General features: G+C 71.1%; 19 protein-coding genes. 10 read left to right on the plus strand and 9 right to left on the minus strand.

The window, feature by feature from the left end; all coding sequences use genetic code 11:
* Positions 1-17 precede the first annotated feature (17 nt).
* Positions 18-1,535, minus strand: coding sequence for a PepSY-associated TM helix domain-containing protein (locus ACFQBR_RS08980; protein WP_344177417.1), 1,518 nt, complete (start codon positions 1,533-1,535; stop codon positions 18-20).
* A 125-nt stretch (positions 1,536-1,660) separates the two neighbouring features.
* Entirely contained in the window at positions 1,661-2,248 is a 588-nt protein-coding gene (locus ACFQBR_RS08985) for a hypothetical protein (RefSeq protein ID WP_378552776.1), read from the minus strand.
* 352 nt (positions 2,249-2,600) lie between these two features.
* On the opposite strand from ACFQBR_RS08985, the gene ACFQBR_RS08990 reads away from it, so the two are divergent.
* From ACFQBR_RS08990 to ACFQBR_RS09000, 3 genes are read left to right on the plus strand one after another with little or no spacing between them, the layout of a single operon-like run.
* Positions 2,601-3,641, plus strand: a complete 1,041-nt coding sequence (locus ACFQBR_RS08990; RefSeq protein WP_267950366.1) for a FecCD family ABC transporter permease — start codon at positions 2,601-2,603, stop codon at positions 3,639-3,641.
* The gene (locus ACFQBR_RS08995) at positions 3,641-4,468 is read left to right on the plus strand and encodes an ABC transporter ATP-binding protein (RefSeq protein WP_267949713.1); all 828 of its coding nucleotides are present in this window, start codon (positions 3,641-3,643) and stop codon (positions 4,466-4,468) included. The genes ACFQBR_RS08990 and ACFQBR_RS08995 overlap by 1 nt, the downstream gene beginning before the upstream one ends.
* Positions 4,449-5,459, plus strand: coding sequence for an ABC transporter substrate-binding protein (locus ACFQBR_RS09000; protein ID WP_344177422.1), 1,011 nt, complete (start codon positions 4,449-4,451; stop codon positions 5,457-5,459). Before ACFQBR_RS08995 ends, ACFQBR_RS09000 begins: the two co-directional genes overlap by 20 nt.
* Positions 5,460-5,588: 129 nt before the next feature.
* Here the strand turns inward: ACFQBR_RS09000 and ACFQBR_RS09005 are convergent, their stop codons facing one another.
* The 3 genes from ACFQBR_RS09005 to ACFQBR_RS09015 are packed head-to-tail and all read right to left on the minus strand — an operon-like array spanning position 5,589 to position 8,208.
* Positions 5,589-6,629, minus strand: coding sequence for a pyridoxal-phosphate dependent enzyme (locus ACFQBR_RS09005; RefSeq protein WP_267950365.1), 1,041 nt, complete (start codon positions 6,627-6,629; stop codon positions 5,589-5,591).
* 2 nt (positions 6,630-6,631) lie between these two features.
* Entirely contained in the window at positions 6,632-7,453 is an 822-nt protein-coding gene (locus ACFQBR_RS09010) for a Rossmann-like domain-containing protein (RefSeq protein ID WP_344177424.1), read from the minus strand.
* Positions 7,450-8,208: a class I SAM-dependent methyltransferase gene (locus ACFQBR_RS09015; protein ID WP_267949710.1), complete on the minus strand. Its 759-nt coding sequence runs from the start codon at positions 8,206-8,208 to the stop codon at positions 7,450-7,452. The genes ACFQBR_RS09010 and ACFQBR_RS09015 overlap by 4 nt, the downstream gene beginning before the upstream one ends.
* 255 nt (positions 8,209-8,463) lie before the next feature.
* On the opposite strand from ACFQBR_RS09015, the gene ACFQBR_RS09020 reads away from it, so the two are divergent.
* The gene (locus ACFQBR_RS09020; protein ID WP_344177427.1) at positions 8,464-9,696 is read left to right on the plus strand and encodes an MFS transporter; all 1,233 of its coding nucleotides are present in this window, start codon (positions 8,464-8,466) and stop codon (positions 9,694-9,696) included.
* Between the two features lie 199 nt (positions 9,697-9,895).
* Here ACFQBR_RS09020 and ACFQBR_RS09025 read toward each other — a convergent pair whose 3' ends face one another.
* From ACFQBR_RS09025 to ACFQBR_RS09035, 3 genes are read right to left on the minus strand one after another with little or no spacing between them, the layout of a single operon-like run.
* Positions 9,896-10,741 (minus strand): citryl-CoA lyase, encoded by an 846-nt coding sequence (locus ACFQBR_RS09025; RefSeq protein ID WP_344177429.1) that lies wholly within the window; start codon positions 10,739-10,741, stop codon positions 9,896-9,898.
* The gene (locus tag ACFQBR_RS09030; protein ID WP_344177431.1) at positions 10,738-11,958 is read right to left on the minus strand and encodes a CaiB/BaiF CoA transferase family protein; all 1,221 of its coding nucleotides are present in this window, start codon (positions 11,956-11,958) and stop codon (positions 10,738-10,740) included. Before ACFQBR_RS09030 ends, ACFQBR_RS09025 begins: the two co-directional genes overlap by 4 nt.
* The gene (locus tag ACFQBR_RS09035; RefSeq protein WP_344177433.1) at positions 11,955-12,746 is read right to left on the minus strand and encodes an IclR family transcriptional regulator; all 792 of its coding nucleotides are present in this window, start codon (positions 12,744-12,746) and stop codon (positions 11,955-11,957) included. Before ACFQBR_RS09035 ends, ACFQBR_RS09030 begins: the two co-directional genes overlap by 4 nt.
* 305 nt (positions 12,747-13,051) lie before the next feature.
* Here ACFQBR_RS09035 and ACFQBR_RS09040 point away from each other — a divergent pair, with 305 nt between their 5' ends.
* The 6 genes from ACFQBR_RS09040 to ACFQBR_RS09070 all read left to right on the plus strand — a co-directional run bounded on the left by ACFQBR_RS09040 (position 13,052) and on the right by ACFQBR_RS09070 (position 20,494).
* Positions 13,052-14,044: a Bug family tripartite tricarboxylate transporter substrate binding protein gene (locus ACFQBR_RS09040; RefSeq protein ID WP_344177436.1), complete on the plus strand. Its 993-nt coding sequence runs from the start codon at positions 13,052-13,054 to the stop codon at positions 14,042-14,044.
* Entirely contained in the window at positions 14,041-14,673 is a 633-nt protein-coding gene (locus ACFQBR_RS09045) for a tripartite tricarboxylate transporter TctB family protein (protein ID WP_344177439.1), read from the plus strand. The genes ACFQBR_RS09040 and ACFQBR_RS09045 overlap by 4 nt, the downstream gene beginning before the upstream one ends.
* Before the next feature lies 1 nt (position 14,674).
* Positions 14,675-16,237, plus strand: coding sequence for a tripartite tricarboxylate transporter permease (locus ACFQBR_RS09050; RefSeq protein ID WP_344177441.1), 1,563 nt, complete (start codon positions 14,675-14,677; stop codon positions 16,235-16,237).
* Positions 16,238-16,675: 438 nt separating this feature from the next.
* Positions 16,676-19,261 carry a tetratricopeptide repeat protein gene (locus ACFQBR_RS09055; protein WP_344177443.1) on the plus strand — a complete coding sequence of 862 codons (2,586 nt, stop codon included), beginning with the start codon at positions 16,676-16,678 and terminating at the stop codon, positions 19,259-19,261.
* A gap of 367 nt (positions 19,262-19,628) precedes the next feature.
* Complete coding sequence (locus ACFQBR_RS09065; RefSeq protein WP_344177445.1) at positions 19,629-19,916, plus strand: YrhB domain-containing protein; 288 nt, start codon at positions 19,629-19,631, stop codon at positions 19,914-19,916.
* 296 nt (positions 19,917-20,212) lie between these two features.
* Positions 20,213-20,494, plus strand: coding sequence for a hypothetical protein (locus tag ACFQBR_RS09070; RefSeq protein WP_344177448.1), 282 nt, complete (start codon positions 20,213-20,215; stop codon positions 20,492-20,494).
* Positions 20,495-21,158: 664 nt separating this feature from the next.
* Here the strand turns inward: ACFQBR_RS09070 and ACFQBR_RS09075 are convergent.
* Positions 21,159-22,628, minus strand: coding sequence for a hypothetical protein (locus ACFQBR_RS09075; protein ID WP_344177450.1), 1,470 nt, complete (start codon positions 22,626-22,628; stop codon positions 21,159-21,161).
* Positions 22,629-22,634 lie beyond the last annotated feature (6 nt).

Consider the following 22,634-nt stretch of genomic DNA (forward strand, 5'->3'; position numbering starts at 1 on the left):
CCGGGGACCGGGCCCCGTCAGGCGGTGCGGGCCCGCCTCCTGCGGCGCGCCCCGACGGCGAGGTCCACCGCGAGGAACAGCAGCAGCGACACCCCCAGGACCGGCAGCAGGTACCCGACGGCCACCGCCACGGCGACGACCCCGACCCTGGCCCACGGCGGAGCCGCGCGCCACGCGCCGCGCGGGATCGGACGCCCCGTCGCGAACGCCCCGTCCCTGGTCGGACGGCGCTGCCACCACATGCGGTAGCCCCAGAAGATCATCGCCAGCAGCCCCAGGACGAGGACGGTCAGCAGCACCTGGTTGACCACCCCGAACAGCAGGCCCATGTGGAAGGCGATGCCCCAGGTGGACAGCTTGGCCATGAGGGGGTAGTCGGCGAAGCGCAGCTCCTCGACCACGGTGTCGGCGTGCGCGTCGACGGCGACCGCGTCCTGCTGGACCGGCCAGCTCTGGTCGGTCTCCCTGACGGTGAACGGCGCGCCGTCCTCCACCGGGAAGGAGACCTCGACCGGCCCTTCGAGACCGGCCGAGCGGGCCGTGTCCAGCACCGCGTCGACCTCGCCGGCCGGGTCGGCGGCCTCGTGTCCGGCGTGGTCCCCGTGGCCGGAGTGTCCTCCGTGGTCGGAGGGGGCGGGCGCGGAGAGCGCCGGGGTCTGCCAGCCGAACGCGCCCCGGATCCCGCCGATGTTCTCCCCGGCGAACTGGGACCAGGTCAGCCCGGTCGCGGACACCAGGAGGAGGCCGGCGAGCGCCCAGGTACCGACGGACCCGTGCCAGGAGAGCGTCCTGGCGCGCCCGGAGGCCGAGCGCCGGGGCAGCAGGACGCGGCGCGCGCGGCGGTTGCGCCGGCCGCGGGAGAGCCACAGGGCGAGGCCGCCGAGGGCGATCGCCCACAGCCAGCTCGCGGCGAGCTCGCTGTACAGGCGGCCGGCGTCGCCCAGGTGCAGGGTCCGGTGGAACTCGGAGAGCCAGGACCGCACCGGGAGCGACGCGCTGCTGCCGTAGCTGGTCGAGTCGCCGACGACCTCCCCGGTGTGGGGGTCGACGAAGACCGCCAGGCGGTAGCTCGCGGAGAGGCCCTCCGCGTCGAAGAGCACGCGCGTGGTCAGTCCCGGTCCGACGGAGGGGCGCACGGCGCTCGGCTCCGCCTCCGGGTGTGCGGCGAAGGCCGCCTCGACCTGCTGTGAGAGCGGGACGGCGGTGTCCGCCGGTTCGACGGTGAGCAGGTCGGCGTGGACCGCTTGTTCGAGTTGGGGCGTGTAGACGTACAGGAGCCCGGTCAGGGCTGCCACCACGATGAACGGGGCGACGAGGACGGCTGCGTAGAAGTGCATCCGTAGGACCAGGGGGCGTAGGGAGGACCACAGGGTGCGGGCGGGGGCGGGCGTAGCGGGATCGGCGGAGGAGGCGGGAGCTGCGGGATCGCCGGGGACGGCGGGATCGGGCGTGGCGGGGACGGGGGGTGCGGGCTCGCCGGGGACGGGGGCGCCCGCCGCGGGCTCGTGGGGGTCGGAGGTGTCGTTTCTTCGCATGGGTCGGGGCCTTCTGCTGATCTCCCCGCTCCCCCGTGGGGGACGCGGGCACGGGTGGCGGCGCCGGCGCGCGGGGCGTCGGCGGGGGCCGGGCGCAGGGCGCGCGGCAGGCGGCGTGGTGTCGATCAGGGAAGGGCCGGGGGCCCGCGCACGAGGCGGACGCACCGCTGCCCCGGGCGGGGGGCGGGCACACCGGTGCGGGCGAAGCGCGGCGGGCCGGGGAGCACGACCGTGCGGGGGCGTGCGAGGAGGACGAGGAGCACTCCCCGCAGGAGCGCGTCCAGGAACCCGAGGAGGTCGAAGAGGGCGCGTTCGCCCTGGCGCAGCCACCACGCGCTCACGAGCCCGGCCGCGGCGTGGGCGAGCAGCATGTCGGCTCCGGCCCCGGACGCGCCTTCGGGGAGTGCGGCGTGCGCGGCGGCGTGCCCGTGGCCCGTCCCGCCCGGCGCGGTCGCCCCGGACGGGGAGGCGAGGGTGAACACCAGGTGCAGTGCGGCCTGTCCCCACAGCATCCGGGCGGCGAGCGCGCCCAGGCCCTGTTCGGAGCGGGCCGCGCCGTGGGCGAGTGCGAGGGCCAGCACGACCCCCAGGACCAGGGCGAGCGGGGGCACGCCGTGCCCGGAGGAGAGGCTGTGCCCGGTGGCGGAGACGCCCACGCACACCCCCGCGAACACCGCGGAGCGCGGCAGCCGGGGCGGGGCGGGCGTCGACATGGCTGCCATTGTGCACGGGCGGCGGTTGCGTGGCTATACGTGTACCCGGGGTGATTTCGGCCGGGCCCCCGCGCTCGCGGCCTCGCCGGAACCCCTGCGGGTCCGACGTTCTACCCCCTTGTCCCTTTCGGGCCCTTTTCGCCCTTCGGACCGGCGAATCCGCGCCCCGATCACGTGCGCGAGTGGTGCAATTCAAGCCTAGAATGATAACCATTGTCATTATCGCGCATATCGGAAGGGAGACCCGGTGCGCCAACTGTCCGTCCCCCCGGACGAACCACGGCAGGCACACAGTCCCGACCCCCGCTCCGCTTCCACCCCCGCCCCGGCGGGCCCGCGCCGGGTCCGCCGCCTGTCCACCCCCGCCGGCGCCGCGCTGGCCGCGGTCGTGCTCGGCGCCGTCCTGGCCGTGTCGATGGTCCTGGCGATCGGACTGGGCTCGGCGCTCGTCCCGCCCGGCGAGACCGTGCGCTACCTGTGGGCGGCCCTCACCGGCGGCGCCATCCAGGCCGACGAGGTCGTCCGGTACCAGATCATCTGGCAGATCCGGACGCCGCGCGTGATCCTCGCCGCCCTGGTCGGCGCCGGCCTCGGCGTCGTCGGCGTCGCCGTCCAGGCGATGGTGCGCAACGCGCTCGCCGACCCCTACATCCTCGGCGTCTCCTCCGGGGCCTCCGTGGGCGCCGTGCTCGTCGGCGTGTTCGGGGCCCTCTCGGCCCTGGGCGTCTACGCGGTCTCCGCCGGCGCCTTCCTCGGGGCCCTCGTCGCCACCCTCCTCGTCTACCTCATCGCCTACTCCCGGACGGGGGTGACACCGCTGCGCCTGGTGCTGACCGGTGTCGCCCTGTCCTTCGGGTTCCAGGCGGTCATGAGCGTGATCATCTACCTCGCCCCCAGCAGCGAGGCCACGAGCACGGTCCTGTTCTGGTCCATGGGGAGCTTCGGCGCGGCCACCTGGGGCTCCCTCCCCGTGGTCGCGGCGGTGGTCGTCCTCGGGGCGGTGATGCTCCGCGGCCTGGCACGCCCGCTCGACGTCATGGCGCTGGGCGACGAGACGGCGGCCAGCCTGGGCATCGGCGCGGACCGGCTGCGCCGGTGGCTCTTCGCCCTGACCGCCGTCATGACCGGGGCCATGGTCGCGGTGAGCGGGGCGATCGGGTTCGTCGGCCTCGTCATCCCGCACATCGTGCGCATGCTCGTGGGCGCCGACCACCGCCGGGTCCTCACCGTCGCCCCGCTGGTCGGCGCGGTCTTCATGGTGTGGGTCGACCTCGCGTCCCGCGTGGCCGCGGCCCCCCGCGAGCTCCCGCTGGGCGTCATCACCGCCCTGATCGGCGTCCCGGTGTTCATCACCCTGATGCGCCGCAGGGGCTACCTGTTCGGAGGACGCTGATGGACCTGCGCCTCGACGGCCTGTCCGTCGAACTCGGCGGCGAACCGATCGTCCGCGCGCTGACGCTGGACGTCCCCGACGGGCAGGTGGTGGGGCTGGTCGGCCCCAACGGCTCGGGCAAGTCCACCGCCCTGCGCTGCGTGTACCGGGCCCTGCGCCCCGACGCGGGCCGGGTGTGGCTGGGGGCGGAGGACCTGTCCTCCCTCAGCCTGCGCCTGAGCGCCCAACGGGTCGCGGCGCTGACCCAGGAGAGCGGCAGCGACCTGGACTTCACCGTGGAGGAGGTCGTGGCCCTGGGCCGCGCCCCCCACCTGCGGGGCAACCAGGCGCTCAGCGCCCGCGAGCGCGACCTGTGCCGCAACGCTATGGAGCTCCTGGACGTGGCGCACCTCGCACACCGGGGCGTGCTCGAACTGTCCGGCGGGGAGCGCCAGCGGGTCCTGGTGGCCCGCGCCCTGGCCCAGGAGCCCCGGGTGCTCGTCCTGGACGAGCCCACCAACCACCTCGACGTCCGGCACCAGGTTGAACTCCTGTCCCTCGTGCGGGGGGCCGGGATCACGGTGCTCGTGGTCCTGCACGACCTCAACCTGGCGTCGGCCGCCTGCGACCGGATCGGGGTGCTCTCCGAGGGAGCCCTGGTGGCCGCGGGCACCCCCGACGAGGTCCTGACCCCCGCCCTGCTCCGCGAGGTCTTCGGCATCGAGGCCTCGGTGGTGCCCCACCCCCTGACCGGCGACCCCCAAGTGCTGTACCGGCTCCCTCCCCGTCCAGGCCACCTGGACTCCGTGATGTCGAGAAAGGCGTCCCATGACGACCAGCGTTCGTGAAGGCAGTTCCCCCTGGCGGTCCGTGCTCCCCGTGGCGGCCGTCTCCGTCCTCCTCGCCGGGTGCGGCGCCCAGGTCCAGGAGGGCTCGGCGTCCGCGGACACGGTGACCGTGGAGCGCTGCGGCGAGGAGGTGGAGTACACGACCCCGCAGCGCGCCGTCGCCTACGAGGGCGGCAGCGCCGACAAGCTGTTCGCCCTCGGGCTGGCCGACCAGGTGCACGGCTACGTGATGCCGCCGGCCAACCCGCCGGTGGAGGAGTCGCCCTGGGCGGAGGACTACGCGAGCGTCGAGTTCCTCGGCGACGACCTCCTCGACCGCGAGACGGTCGTGGACGCCGAGGCGGACCTGGTGGTCGCGGGCTGGAACTCCGGGTTCAGCGACCAGCGCGGCATCACCCCCGAGATCCTGGACGGCATCGGGATCCAGAGCTTCATGCACGCCGAGTCCTGCTTCAACTACCCGGGCTTCCCCGAACGCGTCACCCCCTTCGAGGGCCTCTACACGGACCTGGACCGGCTGGGCCGGATCTTCGGGGTCGAGGAGCGGGCGACGGAGCTCGTGGAGGGCTACAGGGAGCGGGTCGCGGCGGTGGAGGAGCAGGTGCCCGAGGGCGACCCGGTTCCCGTCTTCCTGTACGACTCGGGCGCCGACCAGCCCTTCACCGCGGGCAGCCAGGTGCCGCCGAACGACATCATCTCCTCTGCCGGGGGCGAGAACATCTTCGGCGACCTCGACGAGCGGTGGACCCAGGTCGGCTGGGAGGCGGTCGTGGAGGCCGAGCCGGAGGTCGTCATCATCCTCGACTACGGCGACCAGCCCGCCCAGGAGAAGATCGACTTCCTGACCTCGTTCCCCGCCATGTCCGAGGTCCCGGCGGTGGTCGAGGAGAACTTCTTCGTCCTGGACTACAACGAGGGCATCTCCGGCCCGCGCAACATCGACGGACTGGAGAGTTTCGCCGAGTACCTGCGGGAGCTGGAGCGGGGCTGAGCCCGGTCCGGCCGTGAGGCGCACCGGCCCCGCGATCGCGCGGCGGTGCCGGTGCGCCCGGCCCGCCTCCCCGTGCGCGGGCCCGCGCACGGGGAGGCGCCCGCCGGAGGGGGACTCCGGCGGGTGTCCTCACCCCTCCAGGGACGTGACCAGGTCGTCGGTGTGGACGGCGCGGGAGGGCGGCGCGGCCCCCTTCCACTCCATCCGCGACCACGGGAGCTCCAGGTCGTCCGGGTCGAGGACCTCCCGCGGAGCCAGGTCCTCGATCGCCGCGGCCTCCCCGTGGCGCGCGAACACCGACTCCACGTACCGGTGGCCGGTGTCCGGCGCCAGGAACACGACGCGGCGCCCCGGGCTGCGGCGGGCCTCCCACCGCGCCACGAGGTGGGCCGCCCCGGTGGAGAGCCCCGCGAACACCGCGTGGCGGCGGAGCAGGTCGACGCTCCCTGCCAGTGCGGCCGAGAACCCGGTCCAGTGGACGGTGTCGTAGAGCGAGTGGTCGACGTTGCCGAACGGGATGGAGCTGCCGATGCCCGCGATGATGATGTCCCGGTCCTCGACGCCGTCGCCGCCGAACGTGACGCTGCCGAAGGGCTGGACCCCCACCAGCGCGGTCCCGGGCTCCCTCTCCCGCAGGAAGCGGGCCAGGGCCCCGGTCGAGACGCCCGTCCCCACGCCGCCCACCAGGGTCAGCGGCTCGCCCCCCGTCTCCCGGGCGATCATGTCGGCGGCCTCGCGGTAACCGAGGGCGTGGACGTCGTCGTGGTACTGGCGCATCCAGTGGAACCCGGGGTTGTCCCGGATCACCTCGCGGACCCTGCGCACCCGGCGGTTCTGGTCGAGCCGGAGGTCGTCGGAGGGCGGCATCTGCTCCAGGGTGGCGCCGAGCACGGCGAGCTGGACGCGCAGGGTCCGGTCGACCGTCGTGGAGCCGATGATGTGGCAGCGCAGGCCGTAGCGGTGGGCCGCCAGGGCCAGGCCGTGGGCGTACATGCCACTGGAGCTGTCCACGAGGGTGTCGCCCGGGCGGACGGCCCCCGTGTCGAGCAGGTGGCGGACCGCCGCCACGGCGGAGGCCACCTTCATGGACTCGAAGCGCAGGCAGGCCAGCCCCCCGCCCAGGTCGATCAGGTCGGGTCTGCCCACGGCCTCGGAGAAGTGCTCGTCCACGGTCACCCCTCCCCTCCCCCGGCCGTTCTCCGATCCGCACCGTGGGCCCGGTAGCGGTAGAGGGAGGTCGGGTCGGCGCTGAACTGGGAGAACGGGAAGGGTTCGGCCGACAGGGCGCTCACGCCCGCACCGAGGAACGCGCGGGCCACGGCCGCGCCGCTCTGCGCGTAGACCACGAGCGGGACGTCCCGTTCGCGGCAGCGCTCCAGGATGCGGTCGAAGGTCCCGTTGCCCAGGGTCATCCCGGTGGCGACGACGGCGTCGGCCTCGGAGAGGACCCCCTCCATGTCCGGGGTGACGGGGTCGCCCCACTGCGTGCTCCGCAGGTTCAGGTCGCAGGGAAGACAGCGCCCTCCCCTCTCGTGGATGGCGGCGACGAGGGGGTTCACCACGCCGATGAGGCCGACCTTGCGGCCGTCGGGCTCGGGGACGAGACCGGCGACGGCCGCGTCGCGTGCCAGGGCCCGCTCCTCCGGGGTGCCCCGGGGCAGGACGACCTCCTCGGCGCGGGGGTCCTCGGCGTGCGGCGCGGCCTGTCCCAGGTAGGCGTCCAGGGCGGCGAGCCGCAGCGGGAGCGGCCCGTGCAGGAGGAGGTCGCGCAGGGGGGCGCCGGAGGCCTCGGCGCAGACCGCGGGGTCCAGGGCGCCCTGCTCGAAGGCGCACGCGCCGAAGGCCCGGCCGACCCTGACCAGGACGTACTGGTTGAGGTAGGTGACCCCTCCCCCCGCGAGCCGGGTGCCGTGGTGGACCCAGAACACGCTGGTCGCCGGGGGCAGGTCGGGCTCGGCCAGCACCGACCGGAAGAGTGTGTCGAGGTCCTTCATCGGACGGCCTCCAGGTCGCGGTCCCCGTCCCCGGCCCCGGCGGGTCCGCGGGTCAGCCGGAACAGGTGGGTGAGGACGCCGTCCTCCCAGTCGTGCAGGTGGTGGATCTGTGCCCTGAACCCGGTGGCGGCGGCGTGGCCGATGATGCGGCGCAGGTCGGCGGTGTTGGACACGATGAGGTAGACCTCCCCGCCGGGGGCCAGCAGGTCGCGTTCGGCGATCTGCGAGAAGAAGGCCTCGGTGACCGCGGCCCCGGCACACACGTTGCGGACCACGTCGGGGTCGTCGCTCACCGGCTGGCTGACCGCCGGGGGGTTGAACGTGACGACGTCCGCCTGGTGGCCCTCGGGGAAGCCCGCGAAGACGTCGGAGACGACCGGGACGAACTCCGGCGCCTGCGCGCCGGTGACGAGCCTGCGGTAGTTGTCCCCGGCCGCGCGGACGCTGTCGGCGTGCACGTCCACGGCGTAGACCCGCGCCGCTCCGCGCAGGCCCGCCACGGCGGTCTCGACCCCCAGGCCGACCCCCATCGCGGCGTAGCGCCTGCCCCGCACCGCGATGTCGCCGTCGAGGAGGCGCTGGTGGATCATCCGGCTCGTCTCCCCCGGCATGAACACGCCGGGAGGGACGGTGAAGTCCCACCCGTTCCAGGTGTAGGTGCGGTGGGTGCGGAGGTCGGCCTTGGGCTGGTTCATGCCGATGATCTGCTCGGCCGGAAGAGGGGGAGGGAGCTGGGCGATCAGGGAGGGATCCACGCGGGTCCTTTCGACGGCGGAGGGGTACGTCTCGGAATGCGGACACGGGGCGCCGGCACACACGCCCCAGGTCGCATCTCGGACACCGGACCGACCGCGCGGGGCGGCAGGGGCGGCTCTGGCGATGACGACTATAGGGGAAATGAAAATCATTGTCAGCAGATGGCGGCGATGTGAATACGAGCGTTAGTGGTTATCGTTTTCACTAAGATGGAACAGACCCCTGCCGAACCGCCAGAGAGCGAGAGACCACGCGTGTCAACGACGACGCCGAACCAGACCGATCCCCGCCGGCTACGGGGCTCCCCCCTCCTCGACCCCGCCTTCGTGCGCCTGTGGTGCGGAACCACGGCGTCGGGCCTGGCGACCTGGGCCCTGCCGTTCATCCTCGGCCTGGCGGTGCTCGACGGCTCCCTCGGCGCCGTGGGCCTGGGACTGGTCCTGGCCACACGGACCGCGGGCTTCCTGGTCGCGGTCCCCCTCGGCGGGCTGCTCGCCGACCGCCACTCCCGGCGGTCCGTCGTCCTGTGGTCGGGGCTCGCGGCGGCGGCCGCCACACCCGTCCTCGCCCTGGGGCTGGGCACCTCCACCGCGCTCATGGCAGCGGCGGCGGCCGTGGTGGGCGTCGGCCAGGGCGCCTGCCGCCCCGCGTTCCAGGCGCTCACCGCCGAGGTCGTCGCCCCCGAGGACCGGCAGCAGGCCAACGCGGCCCTCACGTTCTCCGTGCGGGGCGCCACCCTGCTCGCCCCCGGGCTGACCGCGCTGCTGTCGACGGTGACCGGCACGGGAGCCCTGCTCCTGGTCACGGCCGCGCTGTGGCTCGCGGCCGCGCTCCTGCCCCCGGCGGGCGCCGCGGCGGGGACCGGGGAGCGGGCCCCGCGCGCCGCCTTCCACACCGAGTTCCTCGAAGGGCTCGCCGAGGCCCGCAGGCACCCCTGGTTCGTCGCCGGGCTGGGCGCCCTCACCGTGGTGATCGCCCTGGGCTACTCCGCCACCAACGTCCTGCTCCCCCTGGCCAGCCGCGACCACTACGGGACCGAGGCGGTCCTGGCCGGGGCGCTCACCGCCTACACCGGCGGCGCCCTCCTCGGCGCGGTGCTGGTCTCCCGGTGGCGGCCCCCGGCCCAGGGGTGGACCGCCCTGGCCGGGCTGGCCCTCTACGGCCTGGCCCCGCTGAGCCTGATCCTGCCCGTGGGCCCCCTGGCGGTCATGGCCGCGTACGCGGTGGTGGGGGTCGGCGTGGAGCTGTTCAACGTCCCGTGGTTCACGGCGGCGCAGCGGGAGGTGGAGCCCGGCAAGCTCGCGCGGGTCTCCTCCCTGGACTTCCTGTTCTCCTACGGGCTCGCGCCCGTGGGCCTGGCCCTGATCGCCCCGGCCGCGCAGGCCTTCGGCGCCGGGCCGGTGCTCCTGGCGTGCGCCGTGCTGTGCGTGGCGGCGCCCGCGCTGGCCGCGCTGGCCCCCGGGGCCCGGGATTTCCGGACCCCCTGAGCCCCGGGCCGGGGCGGCCGGCGCCGAGCAGGGCCCCGTAGTGCCGTGGCCGAAGACGTCGCCGATGTGATGTGAGGGGTCCCGACCCCGATGATCTTGTACTTATAGACGTTCTCGACGCCCAACCTCGCTATAAGTACAAGATCACGGAGGGAAGGCGGAGCGGAGCCGTGCACCTTTCCGGGGACGGGACCGGCCCTCAGGCCCTCCGGTCCGCGGGGACGTGGCGGGTCGGCGGCCCGGTGTACTCCGCCAGGACCGAGCGGGGGAGCGGCCCCTTGATCCTGGCGCCCGACCCGTGCTCCTCCCAGGCGTGGGCGAGGATCCCGACGGAGCGGGAGAGCACGAACAGCCCCCGCGCCAGCTCGGCGGGGAACCCCAGGGACGCGTAGACGACCGCCGTGGCGCCGTCCACGTTCATGGGGACGGGTCTCGCACGCCCCTCGGACAGGGCGGCTTCGAGGGCCAGGGCCGACTCCAGGGGGCCACCCGGCACCACGCCCTCCTCCACGGCCGCCCCGACCAGGCCCAGGAGCGGGTCGCGGCGGGGGTCGCGGGGGTGGAAGCGGTGGCCGAACCCGGGCACGTACTCCCCCCGGGCGCGGTACCCGGCCACCTCGTCGGCGGACACGCGGTCCACCTGGGCGCCTCCGGCGCGCAGGGCCGCCATCCGCTCCAGGAGCTCCACGCACTGCTGGCCCGCTCCGCCGTGGACGTCCCCGAGGAGGTTGACGCCGGTGGCGACGGCGCTGTTCAGGCCGACGCCGCAGGTGGCCGCCATGCGCGCGGCCGCGATCGAGGGCGCCTGGGGGCCGTGGTCGACGGCGGCGACCAGGGCCGCCTCCAGCAGGCGGGACTGCCGGGGATCGGGCAGTTCCCCGCGCAGCATAAGCCACACGGTGTCCACGAACGAGGCCTGCCCGATCAGCTCCTGGACGGGGTAGCCGCGCGGCTCGATCTCGCCCGGGGCGATCCTGATGACCCCCGTGGACCACCAGCTCCCGATCTCGCGGCGGGTCATGGACTCCTGGCCGGTGTCGCTCATACGGTTCCCTCCTCGCGCAGCCTGTCGATCTCCTCGTCGCCGAAGCCCGCCTCGCGCAGGACCTCGGCCGTGTGCTCCCCGAGCACGGGGGGCGGTCCGGGCGGGGCGAGGGCGGCCCCGTCCACGTGCACCCCGCTGCCGAGGACCCGCAGCTCGCGCCCCTCCTCCCCGGGGAAGGGGAGCGTGTGCACGAGGCCCCGGTGCTCCACCTGGTCCAGGTCCAGCGCCTCGGCCACGCTCAGGACGCGGGCGGCCGGGACGCCCGCCTCGGACAGCTCCCGCTCCCACTCCCGGGCCGTGCGCCGGGCGAGGTGCTTCTCCAGCTCCTCCCGCAGGGCGTCCCTGTGGGCCTTGCGGTCCTCGCGGCGGGCGAAGCGCGGGTCCGAGGCCAGGTGGGGCGCGCCGACCAGGGCGCACAGGGTCTCGAACTGCTCCTGCTTGTTGGCGGCGATGTTGAGCGCGCCGTCGGCCGCGGCGAAGGTGCCGGAGGGCGCGGCGGTGGCGTTCTCGTTGCCGATGGGGGACGGCTCGACGCCGGTGGTCAGGAAGTTGGAGACACCCCATCCCATGGCGGTGATGGCGGTCTCCAGCATGGACACGTCCACGCTGGCGCCGATCCCGGTCCGCTCGCGCCGCACGAGCGCGGTGCTGACCGCGAAGGCCGCCGCGAGGCCGCCCAGGACGTCCGCGACGGGGAAGCCGGCCCGGAGCGGCCCGGTCCCCGGGGTGCCGGTGGCGCTCATCATCCCCGAGAGCCCCTGGACGATCTGGTCGTAGGCGGGGCGCCCGCTCATGGGGCCGTCGGCCCCGAACCCGGAGACCGCGCAGTACACCAGCCGGGGGTTGATCCCGCGCAGCCGCTCCCAGCCGAAGCCCAGCCGCTCCAGGACCCCGGGGCGGAAGTTCTCCAGCAGCACGTCGGCCCCGCGGACCAGCCGCTCCATCACCTCGCCGCCCCGGGGGGACTTGAGGTCGAGCGTGAGGGAGCGCTTGCCGGCGTTCTGCGCCAGGAACGACGCGCCCAGGCCCCGGGCGCTGAGGTCGGGGGCGGCTCCGAGCCGCCGGGCCAGGTCCCCGCTGCCGGGCACCTCGACCTTGACCACCTCCGCCCCCATGAGGGCCAGCTGGTAGCCGGCGTAGGGTCCGGCCAGGACGTTGGTCATGTCCAGGACGCGGACCCCGGCCAGCAGGGGTTCGGGCTGTTCCGCCGCGCTCATCGGGCCGTCCTTCCGGGGCCCGCGGGCCCGCCCAGGGGGTCGAGGCCGATGCCGGTGATGCGCCCCGCCGCGCCGACGACGGCCGAGGTGAAGCTCTCGACCGCGGCGTCGGTGAAGCGGGCGGTGGGCCCGCCCACGGCCAGGGCGGCGACGGGGACGGCGCCGTCCGGCCCGTACACGGGGGCGGCGACGCCGGAGGCCCCGGTCTCGCGCTCGCCGTGGCTGACCGCGTAGCCCAGCCGCGCGGCGCGCTCCACCTCCTCCTTGAGCCGGTTGAGGTGCCCGGGGCCGTGGGGCGAGGCCGCCGAGACGCGCAGGAGCAGGGACTCGGGGGCGCCGATCAGGAGGACCTTGCTGGCGGAGCCGCCCCACAGGACCATCTCGTCACCGGTGTTCACGACGTGGCGGAGCCGCTGGGGGCCCTCCTCCTGGGCGACGCACACGCGCACCGCGTCCGCGCGGACGTAGAGGTTGACGGTCTCCGCGGTGTCCGCGACGAGTTCGCGCATCACCGCCCGGACCGCCTCGGGGACCCTCCAGACCGCGTGGGCCAGGCGGGCCCACCGCAGCAGTCCGGGGCCCACCCCGATCCGGCCGTCGGGCCGGGTCCACAGCAGCCCCCGCTGTTCCAGGGTTCCCACCAGTCGCAGGACGGTCGTCTTGGCCAGACCCGTCCGCTCGGTGAGCTCCCGCACGGTGTGGGCCTGGTGCGTCTCGTCGAACAGGTCCAGCAGGTCCAGTGCGCGCGCCACGCTGCGCACGGAGCCGTCCGCGTCGCCTCCCGGCATGTCTCCTCCTCGCCAGTGGTCCACTGTGTGGTCTCTCTGATCCATCAGGTGGACTCGCGGCGACAGCCTAGCGCACGGGGCGGATTCCCGTACAGGCCCGCCTTCGACGGGCACCTCCGCCCCGAACACCGCTCCGCGAAAAAAGCCGCTGGAAGAGGCAGGTACACCCGGACCGCGACGAACACGTTACGGGCGCGTGTCATCCTCCCGTTGACAGGAGCCATTGTGACCCGCATCATTTCCGGAACCAGCAAGCGGCCCTCCTGGTCCACCAGGTGGACCAGGGGGTCGAGAGGAAGTGAAGGATGAAGAACCAGCGGATCCTCCGCTCGGTGGGAGCCGTGGCCTCCGTCCTCGTCGTCGGCGCCGCCGCGGCCAACGCCGCGCTCTCCGACACGGGCGCGTCCGAGGCCCGGGCCCGGGTCGACATCGTCGTCCCGGCCGACCCCGGCGGAGGCTGGGACCTGGTGGCGCGCGAGGCCCAGCACTCCCTGCGTGTCAACGGCATCGTCGAGAACACGCAGGTGATGAACCTCCCCGGGGCCGGCGGCACGATCGGCCTCGCCCAGACGGTCCGCCGGGAGGGCGACGCGACCACCCTGATGACGACGGGCACCGTCATGATCGGCGGCATCATCGTCAACGACTCGGCGCAGACCCTGGAGGACGTGGTCCCCATCGCCCGCGTCGCCGACGACTACGAGGTGTTCGTGGTCAGGGAGGACTCCCCGTTCGAGGACATGTCGGACCTCGTCGCGGCTTGGGAGGAGGACCCGGGCGCGGTGGCGGTCGGCGGCGGCTCCCTGGGCGGCACCGACCACCTCCTCGCGGGCCTGGCCGCCCAGTCGCGGGGGGTGGACCCCCAGAGCGTCAACTACATCCCCTTCGCGGGCGGGGCCCAGGCGCTCACGTCCCTGCTCTCGGGCAGCGTCGACGTCGGCGTCTCGGGCTACAACGAGTTCCGCGACCAGGTGGAGGCGGGCAACCTCCGCGTCCTCGGCGTCTCCGCGGAAGAGCGCGTGCCGGGGCTGGAGGAGCACCCGACCCTGCCCGAGCAGGACGTGGACGCCGTGCTGCCGAACTGGCGCGGCTTCATGGCTGCGCCCGGCATCAGCAACGCCGAGCGCGAGGAGCTGACCGCCATCGTCGAGGAGATGGTCCGCACCCCCGAGTGGCAGGACACCCTCGAACGCAACCGGTGGGAGGACACCTTCCAGTCCGGACCGGAGTTCGAGGAGTTCCTCGCAGCCGAGATCGACCGCATCACCACCGTCACACAGGACCTGGGACTGTCATGAGCCTGCGCAGCACACCCGCGGAACCGCGCGGGACCGAGACCGGACCGCGCCCCGCGCGGCCGGCCCGGCACTGGTGGAGGGGGCGGAGCGAGATCTTCGTCGGCCTGCTCACCATCGGCATCGGCCTCTTCCTCGGCGAGCAGACGCTCACCATGCACGTGCCCGACAACTCGGCCTCGCCGGGGCCGCAGTTCTTCCCCTCCGTCGTCGCGGTCCTGATGGTGGTCCTGGGCACGGCGCTCGCCGTCCAGGTGATCCGGCGCCCCGCCCCGGAGCCGGAGAGCGGCCCCGCCGACACCGAGACCAGGGCGCACGACCAGGCCGGAGCCGTCGGAGAGCTGGTCGACGGCGAGCGGCCCCCGGCGGGCGCGCCCGCCACTCACAGCGACTGGCGCACGGTCGGCATCGTGATCGGCTCGGTCGCGCTCTTCGCCCTGCTGCTGCAGCCGGTGGGCTGGCTGCTGTCCGGGGCCCTGCTGTTCTTCGGCGTCGCCTGGGCCTTCGGCGACAAGCGGCGTCCCGTGTTCGAGGCCGGCGTGGCGCTGGTCTACTCCTCCGTCGTCCAGCTGGCGTTCGTCGCCGGCCTGGGCCTGAAACTCCCCGCGGGGATCCTGGGAGGGGTGCTCTGACATGGAGACGCTCGGACTTCTCGGGGGCGGCTTCGCGGCCGCCCTCACCCCGGAGAACCTGCTGTGGGCGCTGGTCGGCGTCGTGCTCGGCACCGCGGTCGGCGTCCTGCCCGGCCTGGGGTCGGCGATGGCGGTGGCCCTGCTGCTGCCCGTCACCTTCAAGCTCGACCCCACGGGCGCGTTCATCATGTTCACCGCCGTCTACTACGGCGGGCTCTTCGGCGACTCCACGACCTCGATCCTCATGAACACCCCGGGCAACAGCTCGGCCATCGCCACGGCGATCGAGGGCCACAAGATGGCGCTCAAGGGCAGGGCCTCCCAGGCCCTGGCCACGTCGGCGATCGGCGCGTTCATCGGCGCGGTCGTCTCCACGGCCGTGGTGGCGTTCTTCTCGGGCGTCATCATCGACATCGCCCTGCGCTTCGGCCCCGCCGAGTACTTCGCGCTGGCCGTCTTCGCCTTCCTGGCCACCTCCGCGGTCGTCGCCCAGTCCATGGTGCGCGGCCTCATCGCGCTCTCCATCGGCCTGTCGCTGGCCATGGTCGGCATCGACTCCCAGAGCGGCGCGGCCCGCTTCACCCTGGGCATCCCCTCCCTGTTCGAGGGGGTCAGCATCATCACGGTGACCGTGGGCCTGCTCGCGCTGGGAGAGGTCCTCCACGTGGCCTCGCGCGTGCACCGCGGAGGAAGCGGGAACACCGAACTCCTGCGCACCAGCGGCACCCCCTGGCTCAGTGTGCGCGACCTCAAACGCGCCGTGCCCGCGTGGATCCGCGGACTGGGCTTCGGCCTCCCCTTCGGCGCCGTCCCCGCGGGCGGGTCGGAAATCCCCACGTTCCTGGCCTACGGCACCGAGCGCAAGCTGTCCCAGCTGCGGGCCCGCAGGGGCAAGCGCCCCGACGAGTTCGGAGAGGGCGCCATCGAGGGCGTGGCCGCCCCGGAGACCGCCGCGAGCGCCACGGCGGGCACCGCGATGGGCGCGCTGCTGGGGCTGGGCCTGCCCACCTCGGCCACGGCGGCGATCATGCTCGCCGCCTTCCAGCAGTACGGCATGCAGCCCGGTCCGCTGCTCTTCGAGCGCAACGCCGACCTGGTGTGGGCACTCCTGGCCAGCCTGTTCATCGGCAGCGTCATGCTGCTCATCCTGAACCTGCCCTTCGCACCGCTGTGGGCGAAGCTGCTCCTGATCCCGCGCCGCTACCTGTACGCCGGCATCACCGGCTTCGCGGTGCTGGGGGTCTACGCCTCGTCCTACTCGGTGATCGAGCTGTGGCTCCTGATCCTGCTGGGGCTGCTCGGGTTCATGATGCGGCGGTACTCGATCCCGGTGGCCCCGGTGCTCATCGCGGTCATCCTGGGCCCGCTCGCCGAGACGGAGCTCCGCCGCGCACTGGCCATCGGTCAGGGGGACGTGGGCGCGCTCTTCGCCGGGCCGATCACCATCGGCATCTACACGGTCATCCTCGCGGCCGTGGCCCTGGTCGCCGTCGCACGGATGCGCTCGGCTCGCCGGAGCCGGGCCCAGGCCGAGTCCGCCGAGAAGACGGAGGTTGCCGGGTAGCCGGGGGCGGTGGGTCCCTCTGCGAAGGCCCCGGACTCGGCGACCGCCGTGCCCGGGGCCTCCGTCGTGGACGTCCTAGGGTCAGGGCCTCCACGTCCGACGGCCGCAGGTCCGACTCCTGCCGGGTGCGCCACGCACTCCCGGGACGGACGGCTGACACGAGGGCCCCACCAGCGGTCTTCGCCGCGTCGCCGTCCCCGAGGTGCTCCCCGGCGCAAGCCCCCGTGCAGCCGGCGTGTCCGCCCGCCTCTGAACACTTTGCCGTTCTGCGACCTTGGCGTCCCGGGCCGAGGACGGCCCGTGTCCGCCCACCAACGCCCCCAGCCTCCCAGACACCGGAGCCCTGGCTACGGGGCCCGTGGCCGCCCACCGGCCGGATACGACCGATGCAGCCGAAGCCCTTACCCGACAAGGCTTCGCGCACCACAATCAGATGGCATGAGCAAGGCGAGGGAAGAGCGGCACAGTGTCGTCAACACCGTAGACGGAGACACCTCCAGCAGCACCGTCATCCAAGGACGGAACGTGCACGTGACCCCTCAGGTGGCTCATCAGGTGAATTGGCCTATCCGTTTCGGCTCCATCCCCGAGGCGGCAGCTCACTACCAGCATCGGACCATCGCCGACCGGCTTGACAACGACCTGCACAGTTTCGGAACCGTCATCCTGCGACAGGTCATCTCCGGTATCGGCGGGGTTGGCAAGACCCAGTTGGCCGCCCACTACGCCCGCACCCTTCGCAACATCACTGACCCTGAACGAAGGGTGGACGTCCTGGTGTGGGCCAACGCCTCCACCCGTGCAAGCATCACTTCCGCCTATGCCCACGCGTCCCGACAGCTGTACAGCACGGTCCCAGAGGACCCAGAGGACGCCGCTCACCTGTTCCTCGCCTGGCTCGGCGACCCCAACAAACACCAAAACCGGCGATGGCTGGTGGTGTGGGACGACCTGACCGACCTACCCCAGGTGGAAGACCTGTGGCCCCCACACGACCAGCCTCACGGCCGCGTCCTAGTCACCACGCGAAGGCGCGACCATTCCCTGACTACTCAGGGCCACCTCATCGAGGTAGACATCTATACCTCCAACGAAGCACGCGCCTTCCTCACTCAGGCCCTCGACACAGCAGGCATTCCACACTCCACCGCAGAGCTGGACACCCTGGCTAATGCCCTGGGCCGCCTCCCACTCGCCCTAGGGCAGGCAGTGCCCTACATGGCGGACCTTGTCCTGGACTGCCCCGGCTACCTGGAAGTGTTCCATGACCGGATGACCACCTTGGAGGAGGTATTTCCCGACTGGAACACCTCCTCTCCACTCGCCGCCACGTGGGACCTGTCCCTAGGACAAGCCGACAACCTCCACCCTCGTGGAGTCGCCCGCCCATTGATGAGTGTCATCGCCCTACTGGACGGCACTGGCGTCCCCGAACAGGTCTTGACCTCTCCACCGATGTTGGACTACCTCGCGGCTCGCCACAAAGCGAAGGGCCCGCGCGACCGCCCCGGAGTGTCCGCCCACCAAGTGCGCACCATCTTGGCAGGGCTGGACCGGCTCAACCTTCTCACTCGTACTGTTTCTGGCAACAGTCCTGGAAGAAGTCCACATACGGTCCGCGTCCACCAACTCGTCCAGCGCGCTACCCGAGAACACCATATGACTCGTCCTACACGTGAGACCGCGCAAACTGCCGCAGACGCGCTCTTTCACGCATGGCCGGAGGTGGAACGCGACACTGTCCTGGCCGACCGACTGCGCTCCAATACTCAGGCATTGCACGGTCGTACCGGACATGGGCAATATGTGGAGAAATGGTTGTGGGAATCGGAAGGCCATCCCGTGCTGTTCTGGGCGGGCCGCAGTCTGGGCGAGGCCGGAAGAGTACATGAAGCGGTTACCTACTGGGAGCACATGACCCGTGCCGCCCATAAGAATTTGGGCCCTGACCACCCCAGCACCCTTGCTTCTCGCTACAGCCTCGCTCACTGGCGCGGCGAAACCGGAAACCTCACCAAAGTAATGCAAGCCCTCGAAGAACTTCTCACCGACCAACAGCGCGCCCTCGGATCCGACCATCCGCATACCATGACCACTCGTCATAAGCTTGCGCATTGGGATGGCGAAGCCGGATCTCCCGCCACAGCAGCGCAGGCCCTTGAAGATCTCCTCGCTGATCGGCTACGCGTGCTGGGGCCCGACCACCCTGATACGCTCGCCACCCGCCACAATCTTGCCTGGTGGCGGGGCCAGGCCGGGGATCCCATAGCTGCAGCGCAAACCTACGAAGACCTCCTCACTGCAATGCTGCGTGTTCTTGGACCTGATCACCCCGACACCCTCACTACCCGGCATGACCTTGCCTGGTGGCAAGGCCGGGCCAGAGGCCCCGTTGTTGCTGTTACTACCCTCCAAGATCTCCTCAGGGACCGGGTGCGCGTGCTCGGCCCCGACCACCCCGACACCCTTTCCACTCGTCACGAAGTCGCCTGGTGGCGAGGCCGGTCCGGAGATCCCATAAGCGCTGCTGCTGCCCTTCAAGACCTCCTTACCGACCAGCTACGTATCCTCGGACCCGACCATCCCCACACCCTCATCACTCGCGCCAACCTCAGTAGGTGGCAAGGAGAAGCTGGGGACCCCATAAGCGCCGCTGTCACTCTCGAAAATCTCCTCGCCGACCGAGTGCGTATCCTCGGACCCGACCACCCCGACACCCTTTCGACCCGAGGCAAGCTCGCTGACTGGTGGGGCGAAGCTGGGGATCCCACAGCCGCCATCACCGCATACGAAGACCTTCTCATCGACCGGCTGCGTGTTCTCGGCCCCGACCATCCCCACACCCTGCTGACTCGCCACAAACTCGCCTTGTGGACCCATGAGGTGGGCAACACCGCTGAGGCCCTCAAGCTTCTGGCTGCTCTGGTGCAGGATCGGAGACGAGTGCTCGGTTCCGATCATCCCGACACGCACACGAGCGAACAGCTTCTACAGCGGTGGTACAGCGATCTATCGGGGGAATAACTCAACCAAGGGACCCTTGATCCGATCGGTTACCGGCCGCGATTACGAGGAAACCCCAGGCCATCCGGGGTGAATCCTTGCACTGACCCGGGGCCGGGGGTGCCGTGCGGATCCTGGTGTGCTCGCCGGTTCGGTTACCTCACCGGAGCCGAGGTGCCGCGTAGCAGCGCGGCGGTGGCCTCAGCCACCGCCTTCGCCACGTCCGGGAAAACCGACTGGTAGGCGCCCTGGGTGAAGTACATGGTCGCGTGACCCAGCTCGCTGGACACGATGTCTCGTGCCTGGTTTATTGGAGACTCGGAACCAAAGAGGCATCGTAGACCATATCGGCAGATGGCGCCACTACTCTCCCATCAGGAGGAACTAGATGTCGAAACTAGATCGGGAAGTTGCCATCATCAAGGCCGAGGAATTTCTTGAGTCAGAATCAAGAGAATGGAAGTACAATGACGTGAAGGCTATGCGCGAAAAATCATTTCAACATGAAAACGACCTCATTGTCCCCTATAACACAATTTCTTACCTGAAGACAGGAAAAATAGAGGATGGCCTAGTAGGAAATACCCCGATTAGGGTGAATTTGGAAACCGGTGCATGCGACTTCATCGACATCATACAGGTCCTGGACTACAGGGACATGGGATACCCGGTCTAGGGATCATATCGATAGCCATTGGCATGCCTGGATGGGCGTTTGCAACAGAAGAGCATGCAGGCAATGCCGAGCATTGCCCGGAAGGTGGAGGCCCTGCACCCCAGAGTACATTCAACCTTCGAAAAAAGCCCGGCCAGGCGATCGAGCCCTCGTCCTCGCACCGGTGTCGCCCCAGTCGCCAGGAGACTCGATCACGAAACGGACCAGGGTCGATTTGTCTTCCTGGATACACAGACTGAGATAGCTGGCCACGTGGCAAAATGGAGCTACTACATTCCGGCAAGGACACATACGCCATGATGGAAAAAGAAGAAGCCATCGATCTGGCCAGGAAATTCTTCAAGGATGCCATCAGCAAATCCATGATCCAAGATGGTATTATATCCGAGCGCGATATTTTCTGCCACGAGAATTACGTGATCGCACCCTGGGACTCTGCCGCTTTCCTCAAAGAGGGAAAGTGGGAGGAGCGCATGATCGGCAATGTACCCATTGAGGTGGACAGGGAGACTGGGAATTGTAGATTCATAGGAATTAGACGAGTAATAGAATACCGTGATCTCGGTTTCCCCGTTTGACGCAACGATGAAGTTTTCCGTTGTCGGGCCAAGGTTCTGGCGTTCTGAGTGTGGACGTCGAGCACCGCGGGGTGAGGAACCCGCACACCGAGCACGACCCCGCCCCGGCCTGAACGCCGACCGCATCGTCAGGGACGTGCCCAGCGTTTTCACATCCGAGCACACTGCTGCTGCCTCCGACCCCACACCCCGGCCTGCGGTTCCGTCGCATTCTGCCTGTCTCAGGCCCCCTTCTCACAGCGAAACCACCGAGGCCGCCCATTTACCGAGGTGGTGCCCTCAGCACAGGCCCATCACTTTTCGGCTCACCCCAGGGAAAAGGCGTCCAGCACTGCAGCGACATTTAGATCTCCATGGCCGGGTCATTTCCCGCAGGGCCCGCAGGCCGGGACAAAAAATGGGATAAATGTACTTCGCACGACCTCACGATATGCCATCGGACACCATTTCTGCTTCTCATCGATGGTCGCAGGTTCGAATCCTGCCGGACGAGCTACAAACCCCAGTCCATGCGGAGTGCACTGCTTCACTTTCGAGGAACCATCGCACTGATGGGACCGAGGTGGGACCGAAACGGGACCATCCCCGCATTCATCCTCCGTAACTGCCTACAGGGCTATGACCGGTGCTTCCGTCCACCGTCCGCGTACAACACCCGGTCAGGTCAGTACGACGAGGGCTCCCTGCTCCAGGCGCGAGCGGCCAGGACCAGGACATCGTCGCCCCCCACTAAGACCTGCGATTCCGTCTCCTTCCCGTCGACACGAAAGCGCAGGGGCCCACCGAACGCCTCGGTGCACATCCGGATCCGGACGGGATCGGTCGCGACCAGACCCTCCAACCGCCACAACGCCCCCGGTTCGTGACCGGGCACGGCCAGGTGCACGACGGCCTGGGTGCCTTGTCGAGTGCCCCAAGCGATGTGTTCGATCGTGTAGGAGACCAGGCGCAGTTCGGCCCGATCGGGGAGACCTGTGACCTCGCGGGCGGAGTCGAGGACGGCCGGGTCCGCCCCCGACACGAGAGGGCTTCGGTGCACCTCACGTATCAGCTCCGCGGCGTCCGGAACGCCTTGGAGGAGCCGTTTCCACCACGGCACCAGTCCGACCCCTCCCTGGTGGAGCCACCGCACCACCAGGGAGCGGAAAGCCACCTCACGCTGCCGCCGCGGAAGAGCTCCTGCCGCCAGGATGTCCTGTCCAGCTCCCCGCAGGGCCTGGCAGTAGGCCTTCACGGGGACACCCAAGGCTCCCGGCAGGGCGTGGACCGAGCGCATGTGCACCATCGCCGTACTGAGGAAGACGGCCGCGCCCCACACCGAAGACGACAGCTTCCCTGCCTGTGGTGGATGACCTGCCCTGGCCCCGCCCCTGCGGGACGGGACCTGCGTGTCGGCCCGGCGGCCCGCACCCGACAGGTGCCAGAAGGGGTCGTCGAGCCGCAGCGAAGCCGACCGTGCCCGTAGCACTCCGCGGGTGCCGAGACCGACCGATGCTCCGCGTGCGTCGCAGTCCAGCCGCACCCCGGACTCGGTACCGGTATCGACGTCCGCTTCGGCCAGGTCGTGCAGGCACACGTCGAGTGTGGGGACCCGGGCTCCGCCGTCGCCAGGGGCGTAGGAGCGGGCGAGTTCCAGGGTGAGGAAACCACCGAGCCGGGTGCCGTCACGTTCGATGCGTAGGTGGCGGAGGGTCGCCGCGTCCAATGCGTAGTCGTCGGCCAGTTCGGTCAGTGTCTGCGGCGTCCACCGGGAGTACGCCGGCCGGACCGTTCCCCCGTAGTCGCGCCAATGCCCGTCGGGGCGCGCAGGTGGAGGTTGGACCAGTGCGTCGATCCGGTGCCCGGCCGCCGCCCCTTGCTCCAGCAACCAGGCCCGGCCCCGGGGCTCCAGGCTCGCCATCCACTCCAGGGCCGCTCGGGCACGCCGTTCCCTCTCACGACCGGTCCGACCTGTCGCGGCGCGGAACAGGGGGAAGGTGTTGTTGTCCCACACGTCGGCGAAGACCCTGATGGTTTCCCGGTCGAACGTGCGCGCGTCGTGGGCGGCGTCGGCGATCTGGATCAGGGAGCGGTCCAGCAACGCGCCCAACGCGGCAAGGGCCGGTCCAGAAAGCTCGGGGGGTCGAGATCTCATACACGA

The sequence above is a fragment of the Nocardiopsis tropica genome (assembly GCF_042660575.1).
GTDB lineage: Bacteria > Actinomycetota > Actinomycetes > Streptosporangiales > Streptosporangiaceae > Nocardiopsis > Nocardiopsis tropica.